This window comes from uncultured Stenotrophomonas sp., assembly GCF_945952405.1.
Lineage (GTDB): Bacteria > Pseudomonadota > Gammaproteobacteria > Xanthomonadales > Xanthomonadaceae > Stenotrophomonas.
The window spans coordinates 56,016-71,413 of sequence record NZ_CAMFIA010000009.1 but is presented as its reverse complement, the minus strand read 5'-3'; the positions used below and the strand labels follow the sequence as shown (position 1 = coordinate 71,413).

General features: G+C 68.6%; 14 protein-coding genes. All 14 read right to left on the bottom strand.

Annotated features, from left to right (window positions below; translation table 11 throughout):
• Positions 1 to 76: 76 nt before the first annotated feature.
• The gene (locus tag Q0P60_RS11240; protein WP_294992909.1) at positions 77 to 3,034 is read right to left on the bottom strand and encodes a TonB-dependent receptor; all 2,958 of its coding nucleotides are present in this window, start codon (positions 3,032 to 3,034) and stop codon (positions 77 to 79) included.
• A gap of 376 nt (positions 3,035 to 3,410) precedes the next feature.
• Positions 3,411 to 4,142 carry a copper homeostasis protein CutC gene (locus Q0P60_RS11235; RefSeq protein ID WP_294992906.1) on the bottom strand — a complete coding sequence of 244 codons (732 nt, stop codon included), beginning with the start codon at positions 4,140 to 4,142 and terminating at the stop codon, positions 3,411 to 3,413.
• Positions 4,139 to 5,137 (bottom strand): N(4)-(beta-N-acetylglucosaminyl)-L-asparaginase, encoded by a 999-nt coding sequence (locus tag Q0P60_RS11230; protein WP_294992903.1) that lies wholly within the window; start codon positions 5,135 to 5,137, stop codon positions 4,139 to 4,141. Before Q0P60_RS11230 ends, Q0P60_RS11235 begins: the two co-directional genes overlap by 4 nt.
• Positions 5,138 to 5,188: 51 nt before the next feature.
• Positions 5,189 to 6,211 (bottom strand): glucokinase, encoded by a 1,023-nt coding sequence (locus Q0P60_RS11225; protein WP_294992900.1) that lies wholly within the window; start codon positions 6,209 to 6,211, stop codon positions 5,189 to 5,191.
• 84 nt (positions 6,212 to 6,295) lie between these two features.
• The gene (locus Q0P60_RS11220; protein WP_094001916.1) at positions 6,296 to 6,580 is read right to left on the bottom strand and encodes a hypothetical protein; all 285 of its coding nucleotides are present in this window, start codon (positions 6,578 to 6,580) and stop codon (positions 6,296 to 6,298) included.
• Between the two features lie 35 nt (positions 6,581 to 6,615).
• Positions 6,616 to 8,205 carry a calcineurin-like phosphoesterase family protein gene (locus Q0P60_RS11215; RefSeq protein WP_294992893.1) on the bottom strand — a complete coding sequence of 530 codons (1,590 nt, stop codon included), beginning with the start codon at positions 8,203 to 8,205 and terminating at the stop codon, positions 6,616 to 6,618.
• Between the two features lie 97 nt (positions 8,206 to 8,302).
• On the bottom strand, positions 8,303 to 8,923 hold the full coding sequence (hisIE, locus tag Q0P60_RS11210) for a bifunctional phosphoribosyl-AMP cyclohydrolase/phosphoribosyl-ATP diphosphatase HisIE (protein ID WP_294992890.1): 621 nt from the start codon (positions 8,921 to 8,923) through the stop codon (positions 8,303 to 8,305).
• Entirely contained in the window at positions 8,913 to 9,689 is a 777-nt protein-coding gene (gene hisF, locus Q0P60_RS11205) for an imidazole glycerol phosphate synthase subunit HisF (RefSeq protein ID WP_294992887.1), read from the bottom strand. The genes hisIE and hisF overlap by 11 nt, the downstream gene beginning before the upstream one ends.
• On the bottom strand, positions 9,683 to 10,417 hold the full coding sequence (gene hisA, locus Q0P60_RS11200; RefSeq protein ID WP_294992884.1) for a 1-(5-phosphoribosyl)-5-[(5-phosphoribosylamino)methylideneamino]imidazole-4-carboxamide isomerase: 735 nt from the start codon (positions 10,415 to 10,417) through the stop codon (positions 9,683 to 9,685). The genes hisF and hisA overlap by 7 nt, the downstream gene beginning before the upstream one ends.
• Positions 10,414 to 11,016, bottom strand: coding sequence for an imidazole glycerol phosphate synthase subunit HisH (gene hisH / locus Q0P60_RS11195; protein ID WP_294992881.1), 603 nt, complete (start codon positions 11,014 to 11,016; stop codon positions 10,414 to 10,416). Before hisH ends, hisA begins: the two co-directional genes overlap by 4 nt.
• Positions 11,013 to 12,086: a bifunctional histidinol-phosphatase/imidazoleglycerol-phosphate dehydratase HisB gene (gene hisB / locus Q0P60_RS11190; RefSeq protein ID WP_294992878.1), complete on the bottom strand. Its 1,074-nt coding sequence runs from the start codon at positions 12,084 to 12,086 to the stop codon at positions 11,013 to 11,015. Before hisB ends, hisH begins: the two co-directional genes overlap by 4 nt.
• The gene (hisC, locus tag Q0P60_RS11185) at positions 12,083 to 13,177 is read right to left on the bottom strand and encodes a histidinol-phosphate transaminase (protein WP_294992875.1); all 1,095 of its coding nucleotides are present in this window, start codon (positions 13,175 to 13,177) and stop codon (positions 12,083 to 12,085) included. Before hisC ends, hisB begins: the two co-directional genes overlap by 4 nt.
• Positions 13,174 to 14,469, bottom strand: coding sequence for a histidinol dehydrogenase (gene hisD / locus Q0P60_RS11180; RefSeq protein WP_294992871.1), 1,296 nt, complete (start codon positions 14,467 to 14,469; stop codon positions 13,174 to 13,176). Before hisD ends, hisC begins: the two co-directional genes overlap by 4 nt.
• Positions 14,466 to 15,377: an ATP phosphoribosyltransferase gene (gene hisG / locus Q0P60_RS11175; protein ID WP_294992867.1), complete on the bottom strand. Its 912-nt coding sequence runs from the start codon at positions 15,375 to 15,377 to the stop codon at positions 14,466 to 14,468. Before hisG ends, hisD begins: the two co-directional genes overlap by 4 nt.
• Positions 15,378 to 15,398 lie beyond the last annotated feature (21 nt).

Sequence of the window (15,398 nt, the reverse complement as noted above, 5' to 3'; positions counted from 1 at the left end):
GCATTGCCTGAAGGGGGCAGCGCTCCCCGGTGTCCCGGTTCCGTATCCACGCCTGGCGTGGATCTACTGACCGATCCTAGAAGGTGAACACGTATTCCATCGCGATCTCGCGGCCCACCGCGCCGAGCAGGCGGGTCGGTGCGAAGTCGTAGTCCAGCTTGTACGGGTCCTTGTGGTTCCAGCTGGTCGAGTTGAACACGTTGTTGACGTAGACGTTGACCTTGGCCCGCCCGGTCACCTGGTAGCCCACGTTGAAGTTCCAGGTGATGAACGGGCCGACCCGGCCGAAGTAGCGCGCGGTCTGCTGCCCCGCGTTCGGATTCGGGTTGGGCGATCCATCCGGACGCGTCGCCGGTTCCAGGCAGTTCAGCGACGGACTGTCGCTGGGCACGTAGCCATCGGCGAACGGCAGGCAGCCCCCCGGGTTGTCCAGGCGGTCGGTGCCCCAGTGGTAGCGGACGCCCGGCACCGAACCGATGCGGTCGGCATAGACATTGGCATTCCAGTTGCCGCGCTGCCAGGCCAGGCTTGCGCGCAACTTGCTGCGCAGGTCACGGTCGCGACGCTCCGGATTCGGATCGTTGGCGTAGCGCTGCTCCTTGGTCGAGATCTGGTTGGTGTAGTTGACGCCCAGCTGGAAGCTGCCCCACTGCGCGGTCTCCAGGCGGTAGCGCGCGGTCAGGTCGATGCCGCGTACCTCACGGCTGGCCAGGTTGAACGGGCCACGCTCGATCGACACCAGGCGCCCGTTGCTGTCCCGGTTCACGCGGGCCAGGATGCCGGCACAGTACTCGCCACCGGCCGGATTGGCCCACGGCGTGCCATCCATGTTCTTGCCCGTCAGGCAGCCCGCCTCGCTGGCCAGCACCTCGTCGGCACCGACGTCGACGATCATGTCTTCCAGCTTGATCGCCCAGTAGTCGGCGCTGACCGACAGGTTCGGCATCACGTCCCAGACCAGGCCCAGCGTCCACGAGTCGCCGGTTTCCGAGCGCAGCAGCGGCGTGCCGCGGCGGTTCACGTCGAACGCATACCAGACATCGGTATTGCCAACGCCACAGTTGTTGACCAGGTAGGCGCCGCTCTGGATGCAGCGCAGGCGGTCATAGGTGAGCACTTCGGAGCTGCTCGGCTGGCCCAGCAGGTAGTGCATGTCCGGCGCATGGAAGCTGGTGGCGTACGAGCCACGTACCAGCAACGACTCCATCGGGCGCCATTCCAGGCCGACGTTCCAGGTGGTTTCCTTCTGGCTGCCAATGTTCAGCGCTTCCCCACTGTCGTCGGCCTTGTAGTTGCCGTAGCGGTCGTAGCGCGCTGCCGCGGTGGCGGTCACGCTGTCCAGCAGCGGAATCTTGAACTCGACGCCGGCCGAATAACGGGTGCGTTCGCCACCGCCACGATCGACATTCTGCAGGTCGAAGTCGATGCCGGCGCGCGGATCGGGGCTGAGGTGGTAGCCCTGCTGCGCGACCTCGGCCACCGCCGCGAACGAGATCGGACCGGCCCAGCCCTGGAACAGTTCACCAGTGATATCCGCCGATGCCTGGTTGACCCACGAGGCGGCGCGGTTCCTGGCCACGGTGCCCATCTGCCAGTACTGGTCCGGGGTCAGCGGGTTCCACCAGCGCGATTCGTCCAGCGCATAGATCGCCTCGCCATCCGCAGTGGTACCCAGGCGTGGGCCAAGGAAGTAGTCATACGACTTCTGCTTGTCGACCACGTTCTGTCGCTCGTCCACCCGGTAATAGGAGCGGCCAACGCTCGCGCTCCAGTCGAAGCGGCCGGCCAGGCGCCCGCGCACTCCGGCGCTCCAGTCCCAGGACAGTTCGCGGTTGGTGTTGCGCAGCGTATCCAGGCCACCAACTTCATTCGGGGTGAACTGGCGCACGCCCAGGATCGGACGCTTGCGGTTGGCATCCCAGAAGTAGCCGTTGTCATCGTCGATCAGCGACACGCCCGGCGGGTTGGTTCCCCAGATCGCCTCGGAGCGGTACACCGCCAGGTTGGTCCAGGCCTGCAGGTCGTTGCTGAAGTCGAAGGTGGCATACAGGTTGCCAGACACGTTCTCGGCACCGCCGGTCAGCAGCCAGTTGGCGTAGTCGGCACTCATGCCGCACAGGCGGCCGGTGTTGCTGACGGTGTTGGCCGCATAGTTGTAGACCAGCCGATCGGCGGTGTAGTACTCGCCGCCAAATTTCTCGCAGGTGCCGGCAGGCGGTGCCAGGCGCTGGCCAGTGCTGGGATCGATCAGCGCCAGGCCTGCGCTGGGGCGGAAGCCGACCTTGCGCTGTTCCATGTTCCAGGACGGGTACGGCGCATCATCGGCATCGTCCATCTGCGGCCGGTCACGGCCGAACAGCGGATCACGCTTGGTGTACTGCAGCGCATAGGTCACGCTCCAGTTGTCGCCGGTCTTGCCGCCGGCCCAGGACAGGTCCCAGGTATCGCGGCCACCCTCGGTCGAGGTACCGCCGCGGACGCGCACTTCGTCGCCGTCATAGTGGGTCTTCAGGATGACGTTGACCACGCCGGCGATCGCATCCGAACCGTAGATGGCGGACGCGCCGCCGGTCAGCACTTCGATGCGCTCCACCGCAGCGGCCGGAATATTGCCGTAGTTGGAGAAGTTGGTTTCGCCGCCGTAGGGCAGCGGGTAGTCGGCCACGCGACGGCCATTGACCAGCAGCAACGAGCGGTTCGGGCCCATCCCGCGCAGGTTCAGGCCGCTGGCATTGGGCGTATGCGAGCCCCACTGCGAAGCGGCTTCGACGGTGCCGGTGGCTTCGGTGAGGGTCTTCAGCGCGTCATACACGCTGACGAAGCCCTCCTTCTGGATCTGCGCGGCGGTGATCACATTGACCGGTGCCGGGCCTTCGACACTGGCGCGCTTGATGCGCGAGCCGGTGACGGTGACCGCATCGAGATCCTTGGTGGACGAACCGGCGGCGTCCTGTGCACTGGCCGCCAGCGGCAACAGGGCCAGGACCAGGGCCTGGGACAGCAGGTGACGACGCTTGCGGACGAACTGAGCCATGGCTGGTTGCTCTTCGAAAGTGTGGACGCACGGACGGGTGGTGGCGCGGCACTACGGCTGATCCGGGCGCTTGGATCGGTTCAAGACCGAGCCAGCACCCTCCCCTGTGGATCGATCCAAACTAAATCACAACTGAACCACGCCCGGCATGCGGCGGCGCAGCAAGCGCGCTCACCCCGCCGCAACCGGACAGCTTGAACTATAGGAATCAATCGGTTGCAGAACATTCCTGAGAGGGGAGCGCACACCTCGATGACACGCTGACGACCATTGCGCGCGGAACGTTTCTGTCCGGTTTGACTCTCGAACGGGCGACTCAAGGGGTCAGATCCCTTTGAAAACGGGATCTGACCCCGCGCGAGGCCGCCTCTGCGGGTCAGGCGTCCAGCGCCTGCCGCAACGCGGCCACGGTGGCGGTGGCGGTCTGGCTCCAGTCCGGGTCCAGCCCGCGCAGCTGCGGGTTCTGGAACTGCATGGCCGAGCGCCGCAGGCCCTTGGCCGACGCATGCAGCTCGGTACAGCCGCTGCGCCGCGCGACGGCGGCGATATTGGCCGGCCCCAGCCCCGCGCCGGCCATCACGCTGATGCGGCTTGCCGCTTGTGTGACCAGACCCGCCAGCACATCCACACCGGCCTCGGCACTGACCTGGCCTCCGGAGGTCAGTACGCGCTGGCAGCCCAACCCGATCACCTGCTCCAGTGCGTCGGGCAGATCGCGGGCGGCATCGAAGGCGCGATGGAAGGTCACCTGGAGTGGCCCGGCGGCCTGCACCAGTTCGCGGCACAGCGGCAGGTCGATGCCACCCTCCACATCCAGTGCGCCGATCACCACACCGTCGCAGCCCAGCGCGCGGCACTGGGCGATGTCACGCAGCATCAGTTCGGTCTCCAGCGCGTCGTAGTGGAAGTCACCCGGGCGCGGGCGCACCAGCACGAACAGCGGGATCGACAGGCGTTCGCGGGCAATGGCGATGCTGGCGAACGACGGCGTGGTGCCGCCCTCGGCCAGGTTGTCGAACAGTTCGATACGATCCGCGCCACCGGCCTGCGCGGCCAGCGCCGAGGCCGGCGAATTGCTGGCGATCTCCAGCGTGCGCCGCGGGCTCACGCCTGCGTGCTCGTGTAGATCGATGGCGAATCACGCAGGTCGTCCTGGCGCTGCGCGTCGCACACCGCGTAGACAAAACCACGATGCAGCGCGTAGGCACCCACCTCACCCTGCTTGTTCATGGCCAGGAAACACACCTGCAGCGTTCTGCTCGCTTCCGGGCGCTTGCGCACCACGCGGTCGATCGCCTCGCGGCAGGCCTGTGCCGGCGAACGCCCCTGGCGCATCAGCTCGACCACCAGGAACGAGGCGGCGTTGCGGATCATTTCCTCGCCCACGCCGGATGCGGTGGCGGCACCCACCTCGTTGTCGACATACAGGCCGGCACCGATGATCGGGCTGTCACCCACACGTCCGTGCAGCTTCCAGGCCATGCCACTGGTGGTGCAGGCACCGGCCAGGTTGCCGCGGGCATCCAGCGCCAGCATGCCGATGGTGTCGTGGTTGTCACTGTTGCCGGGCAGGCCGCGCCGTTCTGCGTTGATCTGTGGCTGGTACTTCTCGGTTTTCAGCCATTCGCGCCAGGCCGCCTCGGCCTGCGGGGTCAGCAGGCGCCTGCGCTCGAAGCCCTGCTGCACCGCGAACTGCTGGGCGCCCTCGCCCACCAGCAGCACATGCGGGCTGTTCTCCATCACTTTGCGTGCCACCGACACCGGATGCAGGATGTCGACCAGTGCCGCCACTGCGCCACAGCGCCCATCGCCATCCATGATGCTGGCGTCCAGGCTCAGCACGCCGTCACGATCCGGGTTGCCGCAGTGGCCGACGGTGGGATTGCACAGTTCGCTCTCGGCCCAGCGCGCACCGGCTTCCACCGCATCCAGGGCGCTGCCGCCCTGCGCCAGCACCGTCCATGCGGCCTGGTTGGCCGGTACGCCGAAGTCCCAGGTTGACACCACCCTGGCCCCGCCCTGCGAGCGCGCCTGCACGCCCGGCAGGGCCGCCATGCCTGCGGCCAACGCTCCGGCCTGCAGGAACTGCCTGCGATCCACCATGTTCCCCTCCCTCCCAGCAATGCGCGGCCGGCCCGATGCCAGCCGTACCGATCAGTCGTGCGCGGGCTGCCGTGCGGCGTGCCAGACGGCCGCGCCAAGCACACCCAGCTGGCCGTGCTCCACCCGCCATACCGGCACCTGGCGCAGCACCTCGGTCAGCACGCCCTTGTTGAGGAAGCGCTGACGGAAGCGGCCATCGGCCAGGAAATCCTGCACATGCGCGGAAATACCGCCGGCCAGGTACACCGAGCGCGCGCCGACGGCGATCGCCGCGTCGCCCGCCAGGCTACCCAGCCAGGCGCAGAACACCTGCAGCGTTTCCACTGCCAGCGCGTCCTCACCGCTGCGGGCGGCGCCGATCAGTGCTTCGGTAGTGGTCCACACCGGGGGGGTGCCGCGCAGCTCGCACAGGCAGGGGTACAGGTTCATCAGGCCACTACCGGACAGCACGCGCTCGTTGTCCACGTGCGGCCAGCGCTGCAGCAGCTGGCCCAGCACCTGCAGTTCCAGCGCATTGCCGGCGGCGAGCGCGGCATGGCCGATCTCGCTGGCCAGCACCGGGCGTTCGCCATCGGCAAAGCGCAGTGCCGCGCCCAGGCCGGTGCCCGCGCCCAGTACCAGCGCCGGGAACGCCTGCGCCGGATCGGCATCACCGTTCAGCGGCACCAGCGTGTCCGCCTGCAGGTAGGGAATGGCCAGCGCGACCGCCTCGAAATCATTGATCAACTGCAGTTCGTGCAGGCCGGAGCCGCGCCGCGTGGCCGACAGCGATACCGTCCACGGCAGGTTGGAATTGATCAGCACGTCGCCATCGAGCAGGCCGGCGATGGCCACCACCGCGGTCTGTACCGGCTGGCCGAGGCCTGCGGTGAAATCGGCCAGGATCGCCGCCAGGCTGGGATGCTCGGCACAGGCGTAGGTGCGATGGTTGCCCAGCCGGGGCGGCTGCCCGGGCTGCGTTTCAGCCAGCGCCAGGCGGGCGAAGGTGCCACCGACATCGGCGACGACCAGGCTGCGCGGAAGACCGCCGCGGGCGGAGTCGGAGGAAACCGGGGACGCTGCTGCGATGGTCACGCTGGCCTGCTTGGATCGATTGAATCGCCCCGATTCTCAGGCATCGGGGCGGCTTTGCCTAGCACGCCGGTGGTTCAGGTTGGCCTACATGCCTTCCTGTTCGGCCACCTGCACGCCGTCCACCAGCACGCGCAGGCGCTGCGGGCGGAAGCCGGCGAACAGCAGTGGCCGGGTGCGCTCCACCAGCACTTCGTGGCCGGCGATGTGGCGCAGCCATGACTGTACCAGCGAGAACGAGAAGTGGGTGCCCGGATGCAGCGGATGCTGCACCCAGACCTTCTCGGTAGCACTCTGCAGCAGCATCGCGCCGGTGAACCAGTGGCGGCTGAGGGTCACCGGCGTGCTGCCGGCCATGAAGCGGATATCCATGCGGGGTCCTTTCGCTGGAGCGGCAATGCCGCGGGTCAGGGCTGGGCAGTCTGCAGGCTGTAGCTGGTGGTGGCGGTGAACACTGCGCCGTCCGGCTGGGTCGAACGCACCTCGACCTTGTGGCTGCCCACCGCCAGATCGGTCGGCAGCGCGCCACGCCACAGGTGCGGCGATGCGGTGGCTTCCGGCGAGCGGTCGTAGCCACGCAGCGTCGCGGCCAGATCATCGGCCACGTTCTCCACCATCAGGCGCGGGTCGGGCTGGCTGACCTGCTTCATCGGCTGCCAGGCACCGCCATCGACGCGGTACTCGACCACGCTGGCGTCCTCGCCCATGTATACGTTGGCGTAGATGCCCCATGCCGGGTAGGCGCCCTGGCGCAGCACCCTGGGCGCATGCAGCCCGATCTGCTCGCTGGCCGGCTTGCCGGCCACCCGGTACTGCAGGCGGTAGCTGCCGTTGCCGGCCACGTCGAGCAACGCATAGCCCTTGGGCGTGCCATCGCTCATGGTGCTGTCCGGCACGCCCGCGGCATTCTTCACACCCGACCAGAACGCACCGCAGTTGGCGCCCACGTTGTATTCGTGCAGCGGCTTCTCGCCGTTCCAGCCTTCGGCCTTGCCGTGGTAGACGTGCTGCTGGGTATGGCTGTGGCCACTCAGCACCAGCACGTTGCGGAAGTCCTTGAGCAGGTCGAACAGGCGCTGGCGGTCTGCATGGCGGAAGGTCTCCCGCCCCGGCGCGGCGTCGAACAACGGGATGTGCATGCCCAGCACCAGCAGGCGATCCTTGTGCAGGCCCTTCAGGTAGCTGGCAAGGAAGGCGAACTGGTCCTCGCGCAGGCCGCCGACGTACTTCGGCCTGGCCTTGGGGTCGTACACCACGTCATCGAGGAACACGAAGCTGGCGCCGCCCTCCTCCACCGCGTAGGTATCGGGGCCGTAGATGTTGCGCCAGCTGTCCAGCGAATGCTCATCACTGGCCGCATCGAAATCGAGATCATGGTTGCCCGGCACATGGAACCACGGCACGCCGAGCTCGGTGGTGACCTTGTTGATCGCCGGGTACAGGGTCAGGTCGTCGTTGACGATATCGCCCAGGGTGGTGCCCATGCGCGCCCGGGTCTGGCCCACCAGCGGAGCGACGATCGACTGCTGGTAGTAGCCGATGTCCTTCAGGCTGGCGGTCTGCGAATCGGTGAACACCAGCATCTGGAAGCCGCGGCGGCTGTCATGGCGGTCCGCCTGCAGGGCGAAATCCCAGTTGCGGGTGACATCGCTGGTCGCGGCAATGCCGCCGTACTTCAGCGCCGGTGAACCCTTCGGGCGATAGTGGCGCCAGAACGACGGCAGCCCGTCCGCCGCCTTCGGGAAGGTGTAGGCATCGGGCTTGATCACGAACACGGTCTGCCCGTCCCGCAGCGGCAGGCTGTAGCTGCCATCGGCGGCGGTCTTGACGATGGTCTCGCCGTTGGAAACCTGTACGCCGGCCAGCCCCGGATCGGTGGCGCCGCGGCCCGGCCGGCCGTCGCGCTCCAGATAGACCTTGCCGCTGACCACGGTATCCGCGGCCCAGGCCGGCGAGGTCAGCAACAGGCAGCACAGCCAGGCGGCAGGCAGTTTCATGGGGAGATCCGGAAAAAAGAGACCGCACATTGTAGAGCCGAGCGATGCCCGGCTGCATTGCCGGGGTGGGTGCGGACCCTGGGTCCACACACCTTCATCAACGATGGCGCTTCTCCAGCACCCGGCGCGCATCCTGCAGCGACAACCCACGCGCGCGCAGCAGCACCAGCAGGTGGTACAGCAGATCCGAAGCCTCGCCCAGCAGCGCCTCGTCGTCCTGCGCCACCGCCGCCAACGCGGTCTCCACCCCTTCCTCGCCCACCTTCTGCGCGATGCGGCGAATGCCTGCCTCGAACAGGCCGGTGGTGTAGCTGCCCGCGGGGCGCTGTGCCTCGCGCATCGCCACCAGCTGGTCCAGCCCGCCGAGGAAATCGCGGGGCGCCTGGTCGAAGCAGCTTTCGGCGCCGGTATGGCAGGTCGGCCCGGCCGGACGGGCCACCACCAGCAGCGTATCGGCATCGCAGTCGACGCTGATCGACTGCACCACCAGCACGTTGCCGGACTGCTCGCCCTTGGTCCACAGCCGTTGCCTGCTGCGGCTGAAGAAGGTCATGTGGCCGATGTCCAGCGTGGCTGCCAGCGATTCGGCGCTCGCATAGCCCAGCATCAGCACCTGCAGCGTATCGGCGTCCTGCACCACGACCGGCAGCAGGCCGTCGCCCTTGCCCCAGTCCAGCGCCTGCAGCGCGTCCAATGACGGCCGTACTTCAATAGACATCCCGCACCTCGATCTGTTGCCCGCGCAGATAGCGCTTCAATTCCGGAATGGCGATGGCGCCGCTGTGGAACACGCTGGCGGCCAATGCGCCATCGACATCGGCCTGGTCGAACGCCGCGGCGAAGTGCTCCATGGCACCGGCGCCGCCGGACGCGATCAGCGGCACCTGGCACAGTGCCCGCGCCTGCTGCAGCTGGGCCACGTCATAGCCACGCCGGACACCATCGCTGTCCATGCAGTTCAGCACGATCTCTCCGGCACCCCGCTGCTGCGCCTCGACGATCCAGTCCAGGGTACGCAGCGGTACCGCCTGGGTCTTGTCCGGGTCGCCGCTGAACCGGCGCACCCGCCACTGGCCATCGCCCTCGCGCACCGAATCAACGCCGACCACCACGCACTGCACGCCGAATTCCTCGGCCAACTCGGTGATCAGTGCTGGACGGCCCAGCGCCGGCGAATTGATCGACACCTTGTCGGCACCGGCAAACAGCACGCGGCGCGCGGTTTCGACACTGTCGATGCCGCCCGCCACGCAGAACGGGATGTCGATCAGGCGCGCGATACGCTCGATCCACGCAACATCCACCGAGCGTGCCTCGGGGCTGGCGCCGATGTCATAGAACACCAGCTCGTCGGCCCCCTGGTCGCGATAGCGCTGCGCCAGTTCGGCGATGTCGCCCATGTCGACGTGGTCGCGGAAACGCACGCCCTTGACCACGCGGCCATCGCGCACGTCCAGGCAGGGAATGATGCGGCGGCTCAGCATGCCAGCGCCTCCGCCAGGTCCATGCGCTGCTCCAGCAATGCCTTGCCGAGGATGGCGCCGCCACAGCCGGCAGCGCGCGCCTCGCCGACATCGGCAACGTCGCGGATGCCCCCCGAAGCCTGTACCGCCACGCCCGGCAGCAGTGCCGAGAGGTGTGCATACAGGCTGATGTTCGGCCCGGCGAGCATGCCGTCGCGGGCGATATCGGTGCACAGCAGATGGCGCATGCCGGCACGCGCATAGCGCTGCGCCAGGTCATCCAGGGTCACGCCCGCATTCTCGGTCCAGCCATGCACCGGCAGCTGCCATTGGCCCTGCGCATCCTGGCGGGCATCAAGCGCGATCGTGAGGCGTTCGGCACCGAATTCGTCCAGCCAACCCACAACTTCATCGGGGCGGCGCACCGCCAGCGAGCCCACCACCACCCGCCCGGCGCCCGCATCCAGGATGCGCGCCACATCGTCGCGGCCACGCACGCCGCCGCCGGTCTGCACCTGCAGCGGGGTCTGCGCGCGGATCGCCGCCAGCAGCGGCGCCAGCGTGTAGCCACCGGCGCGTGCGGCGTCCAGGTCGACCAGATGCATCCACTGCGCACCCTGCGCGGCGAACGCCTGTGCACGTGGCAGCGGATCGTCGCCATAGGAGGTTTCCTGGGCGTAGTCCCCCTGGCGCAGCCGCACCACGCGGCCATCGCGGATATCCAGCGCGGGGTAGACGATGAAACTCATGCAGCAGTGCCCTCGAGGAAGTTGCGCAGCATCAGCGAACCGGTCTCGCCGGAACGCTCCGGGTGGAACTGCGCGCCGAAATAGCGGCCCTGCTCCACCACGGCGGTGAACAGGCCACCGTGGTCGCACGCGGCGACGGTATGGCTGTTGAGTGGTGCCGCATAGCTGTGCACGAAGTAGGCGCTGGCGCGCTCGGCAACGCCCTGCAGCAGCAGCGACGGCCGCAGCGGCAGCAGACGGTTCCAACCCATGTGCGGCACCCGGATACCGCAGGCCGGCACCAGCTTGCGCACCACGCCCGGGATCAGCCCCAGCGTCTCCACGCCCGCTTCCTCGGAACGCTCGAACAACAGCTGCATACCCAGGCAGATGCCCATCAGCGGGACTTCAAGCCGCTGCAGCGGCTCCACCAGGCCCTGCGCATGCAGGCGCTGCATGCCGGGCCCGGCGGCGCCGACGCCGGGCAGGATCACCCGCTGCGCGCCGGCCAGGCCGTCGGCATCGTGCACCAGCCGTACGCGGGCGCCCAGGCGTTCCAGTGCGTAGCGCACCGAACCCAGGTTGGCCCCCCCGGCATCGATCAGCGCGACATCGCTCACAATGCCCCCTTGGTGCTGGGCAGCGCCGTGCCCTGGCGGGCCAGTGCCGGGCGCAACGCGCGCGCCAGTGCCTTGAAGCAGGCCTCCACCTTGTGGTGGTCATTGTCACCGCGTACCTGCAGGTTGAGGTTCAGCCCGCTGGCATCACACAGCGAACGGAAGAAGTGCGGCACCAGCTCGGTCGGCATGTCGCCCACCCGTTCGCGCTTGAAGGCACCTTCGAAAACGAAGTACGGGCGGCCGCTGAAGTCCAGCGCGGCGCTGGCCAGGGTCTCGTCCATCGGCAGGGTGAAGCCGTAGCGGCCGATGCCGCGCTTGTCGCCCAGCGCCTCGCGCAACGCCTGCCCCAGCGCCAGGCCGGTGTCTTCGATGGTGTGGTGTTCGTCGATGTGCAGGTCGCCCTCGGCCTGGATGTCCAGGGCGAAGCCACCGTGCTTGCCGATCTGCTCCAGCATGTGGTCGAAGAACGGCAGTCCGGTCGAGATGCGCGCATCGCCGGCGCGGTCCAGGTCCAGTTCGACGCGGATGCGGGTCTCGCGCGTGTTGCGCTGGACCACCGCGGTGCGCGGCGCATCGGCCAGCACGTGGGCGATGCGCGGCCAGTCCCAGTCGCCGCCGAACTGCTCGGTGCGCAGCTGGAAGCCGCGGATGTTGAGGTTGTCGGCGAACTGCAGGTCGGTGATGCGGTCGCCGACCATCGCCGAGCGTGCCCAGTCGATGCTGCGGTCCTGCAGGTAGGCGGTCATCAGGCCGATGCCCGGCTTGCGGGTGGGCGCGTTGTCCTGCGGCCAGCTGCAATCGATCAGCACGTCGCGGAAGCAGATGCCCTGGCTCTCGAAGATCTGCAGCATCAGGTCGTTCGGGCCGTCGAAGCTGGCCCGCGGGTAGCGGTCGCTGCCCAAGCCATCCTGGTTGGTGACGATAACGAACTGGTAGCCCGCGTCCCGCAGCTTCAGCAGCGCCGGGATCACCTGCGGCACGAAGCGCAGCTTTTCGTAGGCATCGATCTGGAAGTCCGACGGCTCCTCGATGAGGGTTCCGTCGCGGTCAATGAACAGGATCGGGGTCATGCTGCGGCCCTCCGCGCCGACAGGACCGCAAGCACGCGGTCGTTCTGTTCGGGACTGCCGATGCTGATCCGCAGCGCGTCACCCAACTGCGGTGCGGCGCGCTGGTCACGCACCACCACGCCAGCGGCCAGCAACGTGTCGAACGCAGCCTGCGCATCGTCGAAGCGCACCAGCAGGTAGTTGCCGGCCGAGGCGTACACCCGGCGTACGCCGGGCAGCCCGGCCAGCGCCGAGCGCAGGCGTTCGCGCTCGGCCACCACCGTGGCTACGTGCCCGGCCGTGCGTGCCAGTGCCGCCGGCTGCAATGCCTGTACGGCCAGTTCGGCGCACGGCGTCGGCACCGGGTAAGGCGCCTGGCAGCGGCGCAGCACCGCGATCAGTTCCGGCGCCGCGATCAGGCAGCCGATGCGCGCGGCCGCCAGCGCATGCGCCTTCGACAACGTGCGCAGCACCGCCAGGTTGGCGTGGGTCGACAGCAGGGTGGTCGCCGAGGGACGCTGCGCGTACTCGACATAGGCTTCGTCCACGACCACCAGCGCCTGCCCACGCAGCGCGACGGCCACCCGCTCAACCTCGGCCAGCGCGATATCGCTGCCGGCCGGATTGGACGGTGCGCACAGGAACACCAGCTTGGCGTTGCGCTGCCTTGCGGCCTCGATCACCGCCTGCAGATCGGCGCACAGCCCGTGTTCGGTATCGACCAGCGGCACCTCGATCAGGGCGGCACCCTGCAGGCGCGCGCAGACCGCGTACATGCCGAACACCGGCGGCGTGACCAGCACGCCATCGCGGCCCGGCACGCACAACGCGCGCACCAGCAGATCGATGGCTTCATCGCTGCCACGGCCCACCAGCAGCTGCTGCGGGGCGACGCCGTACAGCGCCGCCAGGCCCTCGCGCAGCGCCAGCGGCTGCGGCTCCGGATAGCGCCGGCTGCTGCCGCCCGCATCGGCCGGACTGGCCCAGGCCGATTCGTTGGCATTCAGCCAGATCTCGCCCTGCAGTGCCGTGCTGCGTGCCGAGCTGTAGCCGGCGAAGTCCTGCAGATCGGGGCGCAGCAGGGCCAGGACCTGATCGATCTGCGCGCTCATGCCGCCACCTCCATGCGCAGTGCGACCGCCCGCTCGTGCGCATCCAGGCCTTCGGCGCGGGCGATCACGCGCGCGCAGCCACCGATCGCGGCCAGTCCGGCGGCACTGGCACTCTGCACGCTGATCAGATTCTGGAAGCTGGCGACACTCACCCCGCTGTAGGCACGCGCCGCGCCTGCGGTGGGCAGCACGTGGTTGGTGCCACTGCAGTAGTCGCCCAGCGCTTCGGGGGTGTAATCGCCGAGGAACACCGAGCCGGCCGCCTGCACCTGGTCCAGCCAGCGGCGCGGTTCGCGCAGGGCCAGGATCAGGTGTTCCGGCGCATAGCGGTTGCTGATCGCAAAGGCCTCATCCAGCCGATCGACCTGGATCAGCCGCGAGGCCGACAGCGCCTGCCGCGCGATCTGCTGGCGCGGCAACTGGGCCAGCTGGCGTTCCACTTCGGCTTCGACCGCCGCCAGCGTCGGCGCATCATCGGTCAGCAGCAGCACCTGCGAATCCGGGCCATGCTCGGCCTGCGACAGCAGATCCGCGGCCACGAACGCCGGATTGGCGCCGGCATCGGCAATCACCAGCACCTCCGACGGGCCAGCCGGCATGTCGATGGCGGCGGCGCCCTGCTGTGCGATCTGCTGCTTGGCCTCGGTCACGAAACTGTTGCCCGGCCCGAACAGCTTGTCGCAGGCCGGAACACTGGCGGTGCCATAGGCCATCGCGGCGATCGCCTGCGCGCCACCAAGCTTGAACACGCGCTGCACGCCGGTCAGGCGTGCGGCCACCAGCACCGCCGGATCGGCACTGCCATCGGCGCGCGGTGGCGTGCACAGCACGACCTGCGGGCAGCCCGCCAGCTGCGCCGGCACACCCAGCATCAGCGCGGTCGACGGCAGTGGCGCGCTGCCCGCCGGCACGTACAGGCCAACCCGGCCGATCGGCCGCAGCATGCGTTCGCAGACCACGCCCGGCGCAGTCTCCACCGCATACCCGCTACCCATGCCGGCAGCGTGGAAGCGGGCGATACGCTCGGCGGCATCCACCATGGCCAGGCGCAGGTCGGCCGGCACGGCCGCTTCCGCGGCGGCGAATTCGCGCTCGGTTACCTCGAAGGACGCCAGTTCAACACCATCGAAGCGTGCGGTGATCGCACGCAGCGCGTCATCGCCCTGCACGCGGACCTGCGCGATCAGCGCGGCCACGGCATCGCGGGTCTGCTGCGCCACCGCCTGCACCGGGCGGGTCAATGCCGCGCTGCGCGCGGCCTCATCAAGCCGGGACCAGATCAATCGGTTCATGCCAGCGACCGCTCCACGCTCAATACCATCAGGCCCTGCGCGCCAGCGCGCTCGAGTTCTTCCATGCGCTGCCAGCTCAACGGGCCGGGGCACATGGTCTGCAGCCGCAGCGCACCGCCATCGGCCGGCAGCCGCACCAGCGGCTCGGCATCGGCCAGCAACTGCGCCAGCGCATCCACGCGATCCTCGCTGGCACGGAACATCAACAGCTTGCGGTCCTGGCGCTGCACCACGCCATCCAGGCGGCGCAGCAGCATCGCGCGCAGCGACGCGCGCGCATCATCCGGCACGCGCACCGCGCCGGCCAGCACCGCCTCGCTGTCGAGCAGGTTGTGTACCGGAGTCAACTGGTTGGCGCGCAGCGTGGCGCCACTGGAAACCAGGTCGCAGATCAGGTCGGCGGTTCCCAGGCGCGGGGCGATTTCCACCGAGCCGGACAGTTCGACCACCTGCGCGTCCACGCCCTGCGCGACCAGCCACTGCTTGAGGATGGCCGGGTAACTGGTGGCAATGCGGGTACCGGACAGCTGCGCTGGGCCCTGCCACTGCCATTCCTCGGGGACCGCCAGCATCAGCCGGCACTGGCCGAAGCCCAGCCCTCGCAGTGCCTGGTAGGCATCGGCCAGGCCGGCCTGACGGCGCGCGGCGGCCTGTTCGTCCAGTTCGTTGCGGCCGACGATGCCAAGGTCGCAGACGCCGTCGGCAATCAGGCCCGGGATGTCATCGTCGCGCACCAGCAACAGGTCCACCGGCAGCGACTCGCCGTAGCAGAACAGCTTGTCGCGGCTCTCGCGCCAGCTCAGTCCGCAGGCGCTGAGCAGGTTGCGGGCAGGTTCGGCCAGCCGGCCACTCTTCTGGATGGCAATGCGCAGCCGGTCGCGTGCCGGTGCTGCCTGGGTTGCACTCATGGGGGAGGTCTCGAAGTTCGG